12 protein-coding genes and 1 pseudogene are annotated in these 14701 nt (G+C 67.2%); 3 read left to right on the plus strand and 10 right to left on the minus strand.

Annotation, left to right across the window (positions count from 1 at the left end; translation table 11 throughout):
- The first annotated feature begins 8 nt into the window (after nucleotides 1–8).
- The gene (locus ACFQDH_RS21165; protein ID WP_382404346.1) at nucleotides 9–293 is read left to right on the plus strand and encodes a DUF1905 domain-containing protein; all 285 of its coding nucleotides are present in this window, start codon (nucleotides 9–11) and stop codon (nucleotides 291–293) included.
- A 69-nt stretch (nucleotides 294–362) separates the two neighbouring features.
- Here the strand turns inward: ACFQDH_RS21165 and ACFQDH_RS21170 are convergent, their stop codons facing one another.
- From ACFQDH_RS21170 to ACFQDH_RS21215, 10 genes and pseudogenes are all read right to left on the minus strand, one after another.
- Complete coding sequence (locus ACFQDH_RS21170) at nucleotides 363–2384, minus strand: PhoX family protein (RefSeq protein ID WP_382404347.1); 2022 nt, start codon at nucleotides 2382–2384, stop codon at nucleotides 363–365.
- 255 nt (nucleotides 2385–2639) lie between these two features.
- On the minus strand, nucleotides 2640–3623 hold the full coding sequence (locus ACFQDH_RS21175; RefSeq protein ID WP_382404348.1) for a phosphotransferase: 984 nt from the start codon (nucleotides 3621–3623) through the stop codon (nucleotides 2640–2642).
- 56 nt (nucleotides 3624–3679) lie between these two features.
- Nucleotides 3680–5634, minus strand: a pseudogene (locus ACFQDH_RS21180) (TIGR03960 family B12-binding radical SAM protein).
- A gap of 181 nt (nucleotides 5635–5815) precedes the next feature.
- Complete coding sequence (locus ACFQDH_RS21185; RefSeq protein ID WP_382404350.1) at nucleotides 5816–7648, minus strand: AMP-dependent synthetase/ligase; 1833 nt, start codon at nucleotides 7646–7648, stop codon at nucleotides 5816–5818.
- A 32-nt stretch (nucleotides 7649–7680) separates the two neighbouring features.
- Complete coding sequence (locus ACFQDH_RS21190) at nucleotides 7681–8646, minus strand: bifunctional riboflavin kinase/FAD synthetase (RefSeq protein ID WP_382404351.1); 966 nt, start codon at nucleotides 8644–8646, stop codon at nucleotides 7681–7683.
- Between the two features lie 9 nt (nucleotides 8647–8655).
- A complete protein-coding gene (gene nicT, locus ACFQDH_RS21195) occupies nucleotides 8656–9780 on the minus strand; it encodes a Nickel transporter NicT (RefSeq protein ID WP_382404352.1) in 1125 nt (374 codons plus the stop codon).
- Between the two features lie 106 nt (nucleotides 9781–9886).
- Nucleotides 9887–10789: a tRNA pseudouridine(55) synthase TruB gene (truB, locus tag ACFQDH_RS21200; protein WP_382404353.1), complete on the minus strand. Its 903-nt coding sequence runs from the start codon at nucleotides 10787–10789 to the stop codon at nucleotides 9887–9889.
- 9 nt (nucleotides 10790–10798) lie between these two features.
- Nucleotides 10799–11242, minus strand: a complete 444-nt coding sequence (rbfA, locus tag ACFQDH_RS21205) for a 30S ribosome-binding factor RbfA (RefSeq protein ID WP_382404354.1) — start codon at nucleotides 11240–11242, stop codon at nucleotides 10799–10801.
- Between the two features lie 52 nt (nucleotides 11243–11294).
- Nucleotides 11295–12323, minus strand: coding sequence for a TRM11 family SAM-dependent methyltransferase (locus ACFQDH_RS21210; RefSeq protein WP_382404355.1), 1029 nt, complete (start codon nucleotides 12321–12323; stop codon nucleotides 11295–11297).
- Between the two features lie 2 nt (nucleotides 12324–12325).
- On the minus strand, nucleotides 12326–13234 hold the full coding sequence (locus ACFQDH_RS21215; protein WP_382404356.1) for a DUF6597 domain-containing transcriptional factor: 909 nt from the start codon (nucleotides 13232–13234) through the stop codon (nucleotides 12326–12328).
- Nucleotides 13235–13292: 58 nt separating this feature from the next.
- On the opposite strand from ACFQDH_RS21215, the gene ACFQDH_RS21220 reads away from it, so the two are divergent.
- Nucleotides 13293–13673, plus strand: a complete 381-nt coding sequence (locus tag ACFQDH_RS21220) for a VOC family protein (RefSeq protein ID WP_382404357.1) — start codon at nucleotides 13293–13295, stop codon at nucleotides 13671–13673.
- A 51-nt stretch (nucleotides 13674–13724) separates the two neighbouring features.
- Nucleotides 13725–14699 (plus strand): zinc-binding dehydrogenase, encoded by a 975-nt coding sequence (locus ACFQDH_RS21225; protein WP_382404358.1) that lies wholly within the window; start codon nucleotides 13725–13727, stop codon nucleotides 14697–14699.
- Nucleotides 14700–14701: the final 2 nt, after the last annotated feature.

Consider the following 14701-nt stretch of genomic DNA (forward strand, 5'->3'; position numbering starts at 1 on the left):
TTGTCGACGTGGAGCTGGAGTTCGACGCGGAGATCATCGAATGGCGCGGGCCTGCGCCATACCTCTTTGCCGCTCTGCCGCCGGAGCAGGCTGATGATCTCGCCCAGATCGCCCGTGACGTGACCTACGGCTGGGGCTGCATCCCGGCGCATGGGCGGATCGGCGGCACGGAGTTCACCACGTCGATCTTCCCCCGTGACGGTGGCTACCTGGTGCCGGTGAAGGTCGCCGTCCAGCGTGCGGAGGCCGTCGGCCTCGGGGACGTCATACATCTGGCCCTGACCGTCGGCTAGCCGTCACCAACAACAGGAGCGACGCGCGCGATCTCTCGCGCACGCCGCTCCCTCGGCATCAGGTCGACGTCAGGACCGGTAGACCTGCACGATCGACGGGCGTGGTCCCTTCCACTCGCCCTTCCCGGCCCTGCCGCTCACATAGTCGGGGAAGTAGGACCGCTGCTGCGCCCAGGTTCCCTCTTCTCCGGGGTGCTGCACCGCGACGAAGACCAGACCGTCCGCGTCGTGAACCACCGGCCCGCAGGTCTCTGCATCCTGGGGCACGGCGAGGAACTGCTCGACGTGCCCTCGCTCCGCGCCGGACAGGGGCATCCGGAACAGACCGTCGGCCAGCCCGATCGCGCTCGGCATCCCGTCGGTGGCGATCCACAGGTCGCCCTTGCTGTCGAACGCGACGTTGTCCGGGCAGGAGATCGGCGAGACCCTGTCCTTGGGATATCCCGCGAAGTAGGTGTCGGCCGCTGCGGGGTCGCCGGCAACCAGCACCAGACTCCACGCGAAGCGGGTCGAGCTCTGATCGCCGAGCTCGGTCAGCTCCACGATGTGCCCGTGCTTGTTGGCGTTGCGCGGGTTCGGCTCGGTCGGGCCTTCCTTGCCCGTCTTGCCCCGATCGGTGTTGTTGGTGCAGACGACATACACCTTGCCGGTCTGCGGTGACGGCTGCACGTCCTCGCAGCGGTCCATCTTGGTGGCACCGACCGTGTCGGCTGCCAGGCGCGTGTGGACCAGCACCTCTTCGATCGACATGCCGGGCACCGCCGACCGGCCGTCGTTCGTCAACGCGACCCACTCCCCCGAGCCGTCGAACTGGCCGTCGGCGGGCAGCTTTCCGGTGCCGTCGATCTCGCCGGCCGGCGAGTTGCCGCTGAAGCGGGCAACGTAGAGGCTGCCCTGCGAGAGCAGCGTTTTGTTGTGCTCGCGGGTGCGGCGGTCGTCGCCGGGCCGGTAGGTGCCGGAGGAGACGAACTTGTAGAGATAGTCGAAGCGCTCGTCGTCACCCATGTAGGTGACCGCCTTGCCCGAGCGGGACAGGATCACGTTCGCGCCCTCGTGCTTCAACCGACCCAGCGCCGTGTGCTTCACCGGCGTGGAGTGCGGGTCGTGCGGGTCGATCTCGACGATCCAGCCGAAGCGATTCGGCTCGTTCTCGTAGCCGGTGCCGGAGCGGGCGTCGAAGCGCGGGTCGATCGTCTCGAAGCCGTATGACGAAGGCGCACTCGCCAGGCCGTAGCGCTTCTCCTCGGCACTTGTACCGTCGGCGCGGAAGTAGCCGTTGAAGTTCTCCTCGCCGGACAGCACTGTCCCCCACGGCGTCGTGCCGCCCGAGCAGTTGCCCAACGTGCCCAAGGCCCGTTCACCGGTCGGGTCACCCTTTGTGCGCAGCAGCGCACTGCCGGCGGCCGGCCCGTCGAAGTCGAACGGCGTCTGTCCGGTGATCCGGCGATTGCGGCGGGCTTTGCGAACGTCCTTGGTACGCCACGGCTTTCCTGCGCGGGGCCGTTCGAGCTCGACGACCGAGAACCCGTGAGCTGCCAGCGAGATCTCGCGCTGCTCGGCGTCGGACAACGTCGGCGGGTACATGATCGCCGGGTTCACGTACTCGTGGTTGCACACGAGCAATCCCTCGCGACCACGGCGGTCAGTGGTGATGATGTCCGTGTAGTCGTTGTTGTAGCCGAATTGCATCGCCTGTGCGGCGGCGCTCTGGTTCGACGGGTCGAACTTCGGCGCACCGGCCAGCACCGGGTCGCCCCAGCGAATGATCGGGTCCCACCGCCATCCGTCCGGAACACTCAGACTGTCAACGGTTTTGGCCACCGGATCGATCGGCCGGAACGACATACCCGGGCGCATTCTGCGCCCGGTCGGCGTCGCAGCTGCCGCGGGAGATCCCGCGGCCACCGCAGTCGCGACGGTGATCGCACCCGCGCCGGCCAGGCCGAGGATCGACCGGCGGGTGAGCGCGGCGCCGGCGATGTCACGGAAAGTGGAGTTGTCCGAGGTGTTCGGGACCGGCGCGAGACAGGCGTTCGCGCACTTCAGCTGGCAGGTTACGGGCGATCGCTTGCCGACGACGTGATCGGCCATGGGCAGGCTGCGCGGACGGGGTTCTACAGACACAGAACAACTTCCTCACGAGGAGACGAAACAGTGACGGGGTGGTTCGGCCGGCCCGCTCCCCCGGACCGGCGCTGCTCGAACGCTAAGGTCACCTGCGATCCGCCCGGTGTCTGCTTCCTGACAATTCGGTGAACAAAACCTGTGAGGTGCCGGTTAAGTGCGTCCGTCCCCGAACCGCCCCGTCGCCGACAGGACAAGAAACGCCTCGAGAGGCCCAGGAAATCACGTGGTCTGTCCGTGTTTTTCTGGGCCCCTCGGTGCTCTTTGTGTCCTCTCGGCGAGAAGGTTTGCCAACGACTCGACGAAACCGCCCCACATGATGGCTGTGTCCGCGGTCTCGTCGTGCGGGGCGGCGAAATCCGCTGTGTAGAGACAGATCTCGGCGAGGTCCCAGTCGCGCCGGAAGTGGTCCACCTCGTCCTGCGGAAGCTCGCGCCCGGTCAGCTCCCGGTAGTGGTCCAGCTCGGACGCGCCACCGACCTGCCAGACATCGCGCGCTGCTGGTGCGATGAGCGCGGTGTCCCAATCGATGAAGTGCAGTCCGTCGTCACCGCTGAGCAGGTTGTCGCCGTGCGGCTCGCCGTGTGTCACGACCCACGTTCCTTGCTTTGCAAGCATTTTCGCCGCTTCGCTGTCATGTACGGCGAACAGGTCGCCCAACCGACCGCGGTGCTGGCGCAGCAAGGAGCGAGCCCTCTCGCCATACGGACCCGGCCAGGTGGTGTCGATCTGCTGCAGCGCTGCCTCGAAACCGGCGCGCCCCTGCACGACCAGGTCGGCCCGTCGGGCCGGCACCGTGGCGAGCGACACGGCGTGCAGCCTCGCCAGCAGGGGGATCGTCTCCGCGTGCGGCACGTCGTCGAGTGACGAAAGCACCGTGCCGTCCAGCCATTCGTGGACGGCGAGGGTATGACGACCCGCCACCGTCTGCAGTAGTCCACCACTGGCATCGGGCCGCGGAGCGTGCACGAACTCCAGCCCTTGTGCTCTCAGCGCCGCCGCGGTGCCGAGCGCTGCAGCGAGCTCCGCGCTGTCCCGCACCACATCGACGGTGACGAAGAGCCGTTCGGCCCCAGACCGTACCTGCCAGTGATGACTGCCGAATCCGACCGGCGCATAAGCGATCTCGTCGACGTGCACTCCCCAACCCGACGCGACGCAGCGTGCAACGTCGGCGTCGGAGACATCCGGAGGTGGGACCCGCATCCCGCCACGCTAGCCAGCGACTGGTGCCACGTCGCCCGAGTTTCCCGTGGAGCGCCTCAGACCACAGTCAGCGGCAACAGCTTCTTGCCGGTCGGACCGATCTGGATCTCGGTGTTCATCTGCGGGCAGACCCCGCAGTCGTAGCAAGGCGTCCAGCGGCAGTCCTCGACCTCGTTCTCGTCGATCGCGTCCTGCCAGTCGTCCCAGAGCCAGTCCTTGTCGAGACCGGAGTCCAGGTGGTCCCAGGGCAGGACTTCGTTCTCGTCACGCTCGCGCGTCGTGTACCACGCCACCGACACCGGCGAGCCTTCGAAAGCCGTTGTCGCGCAGGCCATCCAGCGGTCATAGCTGAAGTGCTCGCTCCACCCGTCGAAGCGGCCACCGTCGCGCCATACGGCCTCGATGACCGCGCCCACCCGGCGGTCGCCGCGACTGAGGAGTCCTTCGACGATGCCCGGCTTGCCATCGTGATAGCGCATACCGATCGACGAGCCCAACCGCCGGTCGGACTTGATCTCCTCACGCAGCTTTGCCAGCCTCGCGTCGGTCTCCTCCGCGCCCAGCTGCGCCGCCCACTGGAATGGCGTGTGCGGCTTCGGCACGAAGCCGCCGATCGACACCGTGCAGCGAATGTCCTTGCGGCCACTGACCTTTCGGCCGGTCTCGATGACTCGCTTGGCGAGGTCGGCGATCTGCAGCACGTCCTCGTCGGTCTCGGTCGGCAGGCCGCACATGAAATAGAGCTTCACCTGCCGCCAGCCCGCGGTGTATGCCGCCGCGACCGTGTTGATCAGGTCGTCCTCGCTGACCATCTTGTTGATGACCTTGCGGATCCGCTCGGAGCCACCCTCCGGCGCGAACGTCAGCCCGGAGCGCCGGCCACCCCTGGTCAGCTCGTTGGCCAGGTCGATGTTGAACGCATCGACACGAGTCGACGGCAAGGACAACCCAGTCTGAGTGCCCTCGTAGCGGTCCGCCAGACCCTTCGCGATGTCACCGATCTCCGAGTGATCGGCCGACGACAGCGACAGGAGGCCAACCTCCTCGAACCCCGTTGCCTGCAAACCCTTTTCGACCATGTCACCGATACCGGTGATCGAGCGCTCGCGCACCGGGCGGGTGATCATGCCCGCCTGGCAGAAGCGGCAACCGCGGGTGCAGCCGCGGAAGATCTCCACCGACATACGCTCGTGCACCGTCTCGGCCAGCGGCACCAATGGTTGCTTCGGATAGGGCCACGCATCGAGGTCCATCACCGTGTGCTTGGACACGCGCCATGGCACACCGTGGGCAGCCGGTGCGGGAGCAACGCGCTTGATGCGGCCGTCGGGCAGGTAGTCGACGTCGTAGAACGCCGGCACATAGACGCCTCCGGTGCGGGCCAGCCGCAGCAGCAACTCGTGTCGGCCGCCGGGCCGCCCTCGGACTTCCACGACTTGATGATGTCCGTGATCGCGAGCAATGCTTCTTCACCGTCACCCAGCACTGCGGCGTCGACGAAGTCGGCCACCGGCTCCGGGTTGAAGGCAGCGTGACCGCCGACCAGGACGATCGGGTCGTCCTCAGTGCGGTCGGCCGCATGCAGCGGCATACCCGCGAGATCGATGGCAGTGAGCATGTTGGTGTAGCCGAGCTCGGTCGACATGGAGAAGCCGAAGACATCGAAGTCCCGCACGGCGCGGTGCCCGTCGACCGTGAACTGCGGGACGCCGGCGTCGCGCATCGCCGTTTCCATATCGGACCAGACTGCGTAGGACCGCTCCGCGAGGGTGTCCGGGCGCTCGTTGAGGACCTCGTAGAGGATCATCACGCCCTGGTTGGGCAGCCCGACCTCGTAGGCGTCGGGGTACATGAGCGTCCAACGGACGGTCTGTTCCTCACCGTTCGCCCCGAAGCCGCCGCAGTCCCAGTCCTTGACGGTGGAGTTGAGCTCGCCGCCGACATACTGGATCGGCTTGCTGACCTTCTCCAGCAGCGGCTCGAGCTTCGGGAAGAGCGACTCACCTGCCATGCCGCAAGGGTATGGCGAGACGGGACTCGGACGAAACTCTCAGCCGATGCGCAACGGGCCAGATCAACCGAGTGAAGGGCAAGGGGACGCCCAGCGAGACGACGACCACGCGAGGGAGGGCCTCACCCGAGCTTGCTCGGGTGAGGCCCTCCCTGGCGTGCGAGGAGTCGAAGCAGACGGCTCAGTCGTAGAGGTGGTCGAGTTCGTCCTTGAACTTGCGAGTCACGACGGTGCGCTTCAGCTTCAGCGACGGCGTGATCTCACCCTCTTCGATCGTCAGGTCACGCGGCAGGATGATGAACTTCTTGATCTGCTCCCAGCGGTTCAGGCCGAGGTTGAGCTCATCGACATACCCCTGCACCATCTCGCGAGCGGCGTCGGATGAGACGACCGTGCGGTAATCGGAGCCTTCCATGCCGTTGGCGGCAGCCCAGTCCACGACGGCCTCCTCGTCGAGGGTGACGAGTGCGGAGACGAACTTGCGACCGTCGCCCTCAACCACGAACTGCGAGGCGTAGGGGCAGATGCCCTTGAAGGTCGCTTCGATCAGGCTCGGTGCGACGTACTTGCCGTTGGAGGTCTTGAAGAGATCCTTCTTGCGGTCGGTGATCCGCAGGTGCCCGGTCGGCAGCACTTCGCCGATGTCGCCGGTGTGGAACCAGCCATCGACCAGCGTCTCTGCGGTGATGTCGTCGAGCCCGCGGTAGCCCTGCATGACGCCGGGACCCTTGATCAGCACCTCACCGTCGCCGGCGATCTTCACCTCGGTGCCCGGGAGCGGCCAGCCGACGGAGCCGATCAGGTTGGCCGACGGACGGTTGACGCAGGACGCCGCCGACGTCTCGGTCAGGCCGTAGCCCTCCAAGATCGGCATACCCATGGCGTCGAACCACTTCGCGACATCCTGGTTGAGTGCCGCCGAGCCGGAGATGAAGAAGCGCACCCGGCCTCCGAAGCGCTCGCGAATCTTGGCCAGCACGACCTTGTCGCCGACCGCATGCTGAGCGCCGAGCAGCGGGTTGACCTTGCCACCCGCGCCGCGCGCATCGGCGACCTTGCGGGCGTTGCCGCTGGCCCAGTCGAAGAGTTTGGCCTTGGCGCCACCCTCGCTCGCCATCATCGTGGTGATGCGGCCATAGACCTTCTCGAAGATGCGCGGCGCGGCGCCCATCCAGGTGGGTCGAACGATCGTGAGGTTGTCGACGATCTTGTCGACCCGACCGTCGATCGCGGTCGGGAAGCCGATCTGCAACGGCAGAGTGAGCAGGATCTTGCCGAAAACGTGGGCGAGCGGCAGCCAGAGGTACTGCACGTCGTCCTCACCCAGAATCCCGACGGAGTCGACGGCGGCGGCCTCATAGGTCCAGGCGTCGTGCGAGAGACGCACGCCCTTGGGGCGCCCGGTCGTGCCGGAGGTGTAGATCAGGGTCGCCAGCGAATCCGGAGTCAGCTGCGCGATGCGCTTCTCGACGATGTCCTCGTGCTCAGCGAGGTATGCCGCGCCCAGCTTCTCCAACTCGGCGAGGCCGATCACCCAGTCGCCGTCACCGTCACCGTCGATCTGCACGACCTTGCGGACAGCCTGTATGACGTCACGACCGCCACGCAGCTTGGCGACCTGCTCGTCGTTCTCCGCGAACACCACGGTGCTGCCGGAGTCGGAGACGATGAAGAGCACCTCGTCGGCCGTGGTCGACGGGTAGATCGTGGTCGTCGCAGCGGCACACAACATGATGCCGAGGTCCGCGAGCGCCCACTCCAGCCGAGTGGCCGAGGCGACCGCGACACGGTCCTCGGGCTCGACCCCGAGTGAGACCAGTCCGGCCGCAATACGCCTGGCGCGCTCGTCTACCTGCGCCCAGGTGATGGACTTCCATTGCTCGCCGACGGGATAGCGGAACGCCTCGCTGGTCGGACTCTTGGCGACCCGGTCCACAAAGAGGTGGGCCACGGAGGTGGCGCGGCCTTCGACGACCGCCAGGTCGGGCTGCTCTGAGCTGAGCGACTTGGTCATGGCCGGAGCCTACCGGTCAGTTCACGGATCGGTCAGGCAGTGTCCGGGTGCTTTCGACAAATCTCCCGGGCTTGGTCCACATCGCGGTGCATCTGCTCGATCAGCGCGTCGATCGAGTCGAATTTGGTGTTGCCGCGCAACCGTCGGACGAACTCGATGCGGACCACCTCGTCGTAGAGGTCGAGGTCGTCGCGGTCGAGCACGTAGGCCTCGACCGTGCGCTCCGGCACGTCGTCGAACGTCGGGTTCGTCCCGATCGAGATCGCTGCCGGCATCCGATGCTCCGGATCGCCGACCGGCACCGATTCGCGGACCAGCCAGCCGACATACGCGCCGTCGGCGGGGACGAGGCCCTCCGGCATACGCCCGAGATTTGCGGTGGGGAAGCCAAGTTCCCGACCACGTTGCAGGCCGCGGACGACCATTCCACGCACGTCGTGCAGGTGGCCGAGTGCGCGCGCCGCGACGTCCACGGCGCCCTCGGCGAGCGCCGAGCGGATCTCGGTGGAGGAGATGCGGTGCCCGTCGCCGACGTCGGCCATCACCTCGACGCCGAAGTCGTATCGCTCACCGAGCTCGCGCAGGGTCGTGACGTCGCCGGCGTTCTTGGCGCCGAAGCGGATGTCGCTACCGACGACGGCCGCCACGGCGTGCAACCCGTCGACGAAGACCTCAGAGACGAATTCCTCCGGGGTCATCGCGGCGAGCTCGTGGGTGAAGTCGAGCACCAGTACGGCGTCCAGGCCGGTCTGCGCCAGCCGGTCGAAACGCGACGCCGACGAGGCGATGAGCTGCGGCGCGCGCTCCGGGTAGAGCAGCTGCAGCGGGTGCGGGTCGAACGTGACGGCACAGGAGCGGACACCGCGCTCGCGGGCCAGCTCGACGACCTGCCTCAGCAGGGCCGCGTGACCGCGGTGCACGCCGTCGAAGTTGCCGATTGTGACCACGCATGCACCGAAGTCGGCAGGGATCTCGGACAGGTGGGAAACGCACAGCACGGCGCAACTTTAGCCCGCGGACAATTCCTTCTCCGACAGTCCCAGGACCCGCCAGGCGACGACGGCCAGCAGCCAGGTCACGACGAAGACACCGACGATGACGAATCCGACGCCGTTCAGGTCGATCGTGCCGATCGCGGCCACCGGTCCCGCGGTCCAGGACAGGCGATCCGCGAGCACCGAGCACAGCTCGATGGTTCCGATCACGAGCGCCACGAAGACCGACAACCAGGTGACGGTGGCGTTGTAGTAGAGCCGGCGCAACGGCTTGGCGAACGCCCACCGGTAGGCCTTGGCCATGAAGACACCGTCGGCCGCGTCGAGCAGGCTCATCCCGGCAGCGAACAGCACCGGGAGCGTGAGTATGGCGTACCAGGGCAGCGAAACCGCCGCTCCACCGGCCAGCACCAGCAGGCTCACCTCGGTGGCGGTGTCGAAGCCGAGTCCGAAGAGGAACCCGATGGGGTACATGTTCCACGGCTTGGTGACCGACTTGGTCAGGCCACCCAGGAACCGGTTGATGAAACCGCGGGAATTCAGGTAGTGCTCCAGCGAGTCCTCGTCGAAATCACCCTCCCGGGCGCGGCGCCATACCTTCAGGATGCCGATCAGCGCGATGAGGTTCAGGATGCCTATGATCCACAGGAACACACCTGACACGGTGACGCCGACGACGCCCGTGATGGTGTGCAGCGTGGAGTTGTCGTTCTCGACCGAGCCGGCGAGCGCCTTCATGCCGAGCGCGAGCAGGAAGCACAGGCCGAAGACCACGCTGGAGTGCCCGAGGGAGAACCAGAAGCCGACCGACATCGGTCGCTTGCCGTCCGATAGCAGTTTGCGGGTGGTGTTGTCGATCGCCGCGATGTGGTCTGCGTCGAAGGCGTGCCGCATACCGAGCGTGTATGCCGTCACGCCCAGGCCGATCCCGAACGCCTGCGCGTGCGCTGTGTCGGCGCCGAACTTCAGGTGCTGCGGCGCCACCACCACGAGCAGGGTGCCCCAGCCGAGCACGTGCAACGCGAGCACCGCCAGCGACATACCGAGGGCCGAGCGGCGTTCTGCAGGAGTGAAATCGGCGAAGAACGCGCGAGCGCGATCGGCTTTGGACCCCTGCTGTGCGGTGACGGTAGCCATGATTCGCCGAGCATATCGACAAAGCGCGACGGTGTCGCATGTGGAGGTGAAGACTGTCCGAACGATCAGGCCCGTCGGCCCGATCGGCCGGGTTCGGACGAGTGCCTCAGGCCGGGAAGACCACCCGCGAGACGGGCACCGGCTTGCTCTCGTCCAGCATCGCCACCAGTTCACCGGCGTCGGTGATCGCCGCCGACAGCTCCACGTGCTCGGGTCGGCGGGTCAGCCGCTTGCCGTGCCGCAGGTCGACGGCTTCCTGGGCAGTGATGTGGCGCACGGGGAACTGAGCCGCCGCCGCCTCACCCATGCCGATGATCGGCAGTGGCTCGTCCCGATCGGCCATTGCGGCAAGCTCCTCCAGCGGCGTCGTGTCGTCGATGCCGAACCGGCCGACGCGGGTCCTGCGCAGCGCCGTGAGATGCCCGCCGACACCGAGCGCGGTGCCCAGGTCACGCGCCAAGGCGCGGACGTAGGTGCCCGACGACACTTCGACCTCGACATCGATGTCGCGCAATGCGCCTGTGTCGGAAGGGATTTCGCGTTCGGCGAGGATGTCGAACCGGCTGACCCGCACCGGGCGCGCCTGAAGCTTGACCTCGACTCCCCCACGCACCCTCGCGTACGACCGCACGCCGTCGACCTTGATCGCGCTGACCGCGCTGGGGACCTGCTCGATGTCACCGGTCAGCGTCGCGACCGCCGCGGCGACCTGCTCCGCCGTCAGACCGGCTGCGTCATACGACTCGGTGACATCGCCCTCGGCGTCGTCGGTGACGGTGGACTGCCCGAGCCGGATGGTCGCGGTGTAGGTCTTGTCGCAACCGACCAGGAAGGTCAGCAGCTTGGTCGCCTTGTTGACGCCGAGCACGAGCACGCCGGTCGCCATCGGGTCCAGGGTGCCCGCGTGTCCGACGCGTCGGGTGTGCGCCAGCCGCCGCGTCCGGGCGACCACGTCGTGGCTGGTCCAACCGGCCGGCTTGTCGACCAGCAGCAGGCCGTCAACCGTCATGCGGGGCGCTCACTCGCCTTCGGCGGCGGAGTCGTCGGAGGGCTTCTTGTAGGGATCGGCGTCTCCGGCGTATGACGCTGCCGCTTTCGCCTTGGCCAGCTCCTCGTCGCGCTCACGGGCCGCCTTGAGGGCCTCCTCGATGTTCGCCGCGCCCTCCGGGATCGCGTCGGGGATGAACTCCAGCGATGGCGTCAGCCGTATGCCGAGCCCCTTGCCGACGTGCGAGCGGATGCGGCCGCGCCAATCCTCAAGCGCTTCAGCGGTGTTCGTGCGCTCTTCGTCGGTGCCGAACACCGTGTAGAAGATCGAGGCGTGCTGCAGGTCACCAGTGACGCGGACGTCAGTGATTGTCACGAAGCCGAGGCGCTCGTCCTTGACCCGGCGCTCGACGAAGTCGGCGACAAGGGTCTTGGTGCGCTCGGCGATCTTGCGGGCGCGTGCCGGGTCAGCCATCTCAGCCTCCAGGTGGAATCGGTCGTCGTTCAGGCAACGCACCACCCTACGTTCAAGCGTCCTTGCGGGCGACCACGAGGTCGCGGTCGATCGAGGCATCGACCCGGTGCCGGAACTCGTCGGCCGGTCCGTCGACCGGCGTCAGGCCATTGTCCGACAGCAGCGCGGCCAGTTCGTCACGCGGAGCCACGTGCCGGTTGTAGGACAGGCCGATCGCGCCGCCGGTGCGCAGCAACCGTTGCCACTGCGGCAGTGCGCGACCCAGTAGTTCGAGCGGGCTGCGGGCCAGCCGGTCGCCGTGCGAGCCATGTTGGACGCCATACGGGGTGTCCGTCACGATCACGTCGACAGTGCGCGGCTTCAGCAGCCCGTCGATGTCGGTGGTGTCGGTCGACAGATAGGTGACGCGTTGTGTGTCGCCGTCCTTGTGCGCGTCCTTGGACGAAGCGACCTCTACCCGCAACTGCTTCCCACGTGCCCGACCGTTGGTGCGCAGATTGGACTCGTCGGCCGTGTGCTTCAGCCGGTGTTGACGCATCCAGGTCTTGATGAACGCCGAATACGCCTGAAAATCCTTGCTGTCCAGGTCGATGCCGGTGACGTCCAGTCCGAGCGACAGCGCGATGTTGAGGGTGGTGCCACGTCCGCACAACGGGTCGAGCACTTTCAGGGTGCCGTCGAGCAGGCGCCCCGGCGCGCGGGTGGCGGCGGCTGTCACGTTGAGCAGCAGGCGGGTCCACTGCTCGTTGGTCTTGCCCTGGTACTTCTGGATCGTCACCAGGTCGCTCGGGTATGGCGCGCGCCGTTGCGCCGGGACCGGTGCGAGAAGGTCATCCTCCCGGCGGAAGATCGCGTGCGTCGCCGACAAATCTGACAGCACCCGGAGCGCAGATTCGGTCAACACATCGCTGGTGCGCAGCGCCAGGTAGTCGACCCCGGCAACCTGGGTCGCACTCACATCTGCATCCGGCAGCTCGAAACCCGTTGCCATGGCACGGAGTTCGGCTTCGGCCAGGCGGGGCGCGTCTGCGGCATACACCCGGTTGGCGGACGGTGCGAGCAGGATGAGGTGTTCGGGCACGCCTACGAATCTAGCCCCGCCCCACGAAGTTCTCCTCCGCTCCGCTCCCCCGATACTTCGTGGGGACCCCGGCAATCGGAGTCAGCGTTGATCCGGTCACGGTATGCGCCAGGCGACTCACCCACGAGCGCCGTGAAGTCGCGGCCCATGTGCGCCTGGTCGAACCAGCCCAGCTCGACGGCCAGCTCGGCGAGCGTGTCGTAGTCACCGGCGTGCAACCGGGCTATGGCGGTGTGCACCCGCGATCGTGCGACCAGCCACTGCGGGCCGACACCGACGTAGTGACGACAGAGGCGCTGCAGGGACCGCAGCCCCATCTCGCAGCGCTCGGCGAGCTCGGCCGCGGACATTGCGGGGATCGACTCCTCCAGAGTGGCGATGACGGCACCGACTGCATCGAGCTCGATGTTGTCACCGGTCGCGAGCGGCAGCAGGAAGGCGTCGAGCCGATCGATTGCATCGGGCTGGTCGGCGTGCAGGTCGAGCAACTGCTCGGCGCCGGGAAGGATCTCGCCGGCAGGAACCACCCGATCCCGCAGCCCGGTCGCTGCGATGCCGGTCAGCGCCGTCAGCGCGCCCGGCCGGAACTTCACCCCGACGGCGCCGCCGGATCCGGTGAGCGTCACGTCGAATCGCGTGCGGCTGACAACACCGGTGACGAACACCCCCGGCGTGCTTGCTCCCGCACGTCGACACGCGCCCGGCTCGATCGTGAGGTTGGCCTGCGCGACCGGCACCAGCGACGAGCGGTATGACGCCCCGGCGGGCAGACTCCATTGGACGGTCCAGTAGTGCTCGATCCAGGTGTCCAGCGCGGGGTGGCAGACCGGCCGGGTCAGCGTCGCGTGCTCGGCGAACCGACGCGGATCCAGGATGACCCCATCCGTTGTCGCGAATGTCCTAGTCGGCATACCTCGCAGCCTAGGAGGATGAGGCGACAGTCACCTCCGAGATTTCAAGGAGCCGCACATGACCGACACCTCCACACCGACCGTCGTCATCGGCATGGTCAGCATCGATTGCAGCGACTCTGCCGCAATGGCAACGTTCTACAGTGCCGTGCTCGGCTGGCCCATCACCTACCAGCAAGACGGATACGCGATGCTGGAGCAGGACGGCCGGCGTCTCGGCTTCGGCGAGACTCCGGACTATCAGCGGCCATCGTGGCCGGATGACGGGCACAAGCAGTTCCACCTCGACCTCGGCGCTGATGACATCGAGGCGACCATCGCACGATGTGTGGAGCTCGGGGCGACCAAGCCGGAGGAGCAGCCCGGCGAGACCTGGACCGTCCTGATCGACCCGTCGGGTCACCCGTTCTGCATCACCAAACTCGCCAACTGGGGCTGAGCACGACCGGCGCTCACGCACGCCGCGTCCCTCGCTCGTAGGGTGTGGCACATGCTCGCCGCGTATGCCGCCCGACTCGACCGCAACGACCCGCTCTCCGCCCTCGAGGTGGGCGAGCGGCCCGACCCGCAAGTGCCGGACGGTTGGTCCCGGGTGCACCTGCGGGCCGCAGCGCTCAACCGGCACGACCTCTGGTCGCTGAAAGGCGTCGGGTTGGGCGAGGACCGATTGCCGATGATCCTCGGTTGCGACGGTGCTGGGGTCACCGACGACGGACGTGAGGTCATCCTGCACAGCGTCATACCGAGCAAGGGATGGTCCGGCGACGAAACGCTCGATCCGCGCCGGACCCTCTTGTCGGAGCTGTATGACGGCACTCTCGCCGAGCAGGTCGTCGTGCCGACCGCGAACCTCGTGCCCAAGCCGGCGGCGATGCCCTGGGAGCTCGCGGGATGCTTGTCGACGGCATGGCTCACGGCATACCGGATGCTGTTCAGCAATGCCGGTGTCTCTCCCGGCGACACAGTGCTGGTGCAGGGCGCCGGCGGTGGCGTCTCGACAGCGCTCGTGCAACTGGGATCGGCTGCTGGGCTGCGCATGTGGGTCACTTCCCGGGACGAGGAGCGCGGCGCGCAGGCCGTCGAGCTCGGGGCGGACCGTGCGTTCGCCAGTGGCGCGCGGCTGCCCGAGCGGGTCAATGCCGTCATGGAGTCGGTCGGTGCCGCCACGTGGAGCCACTCGGTCAACTCGCTCAACCCGGGCGGCACGATCGTCATTTGCGGCGCAACGTCCGGAGATGCCCCGGAGAAGGCGGAGCTGACCAAGATCTTCTTCAAGCAACTGCGGGTGATCGGGTCCACCATGGGCTCGATCACCGAGTTGCGCCGACTGGTCGATTTCGTTGCGCGGGAGAGCATTTCGCCTGTCGTCGATCGCACGATGCCCCTCGCGGAGGCGCGAGATGCCTTCGCCCGCCTCGCGGCCGGGGACAGCTTCGGCAAGATCGTCTTGACGACGGGCGGCTGAGG

Origin of the sequence: Flexivirga alba (assembly GCF_042661025.1) — a bacterium.
GTDB lineage: Bacteria > Actinomycetota > Actinomycetes > Actinomycetales > Dermatophilaceae > Flexivirga > Flexivirga alba.

Coding starts and splice junctions, on each gene's coding strand:
- ACFQDH_RS21185 (WP_382404350.1), bottom strand. CDS start 7,648: ATGACCAAGTCGCTCAGCTCAGAGCAGCCCGACCTGGCGGTCGTCGAA.
- ACFQDH_RS21170 (WP_382404347.1), bottom strand. CDS start 2,384: ATGGCCGATCACGTCGTCGGCAAGCGATCGCCCGTAACCTGCCAGCTG.
- rbfA (WP_382404354.1), bottom strand. CDS start 11,242: ATGGCTGACCCGGCACGCGCCCGCAAGATCGCCGAGCGCACCAAGACC.
- ACFQDH_RS21225 (WP_382404358.1), top strand. CDS start 13,725: ATGCTCGCCGCGTATGCCGCCCGACTCGACCGCAACGACCCGCTCTCC.
- truB (WP_382404353.1), bottom strand. CDS start 10,789: ATGACGGTTGACGGCCTGCTGCTGGTCGACAAGCCGGCCGGTTGGACC.
- ACFQDH_RS21175 (WP_382404348.1), bottom strand. CDS start 3,623: ATGCGGGTCCCACCTCCGGATGTCTCCGACGCCGACGTTGCACGCTGC.
- ACFQDH_RS21220 (WP_382404357.1), top strand. CDS start 13,293: ATGACCGACACCTCCACACCGACCGTCGTCATCGGCATGGTCAGCATC.
- ACFQDH_RS21215 (WP_382404356.1), bottom strand. CDS start 13,234: ATGCCGACTAGGACATTCGCGACAACGGATGGGGTCATCCTGGATCCG.
- nicT (WP_382404352.1), bottom strand. CDS start 9,780: ATGGCTACCGTCACCGCACAGCAGGGGTCCAAAGCCGATCGCGCTCGC.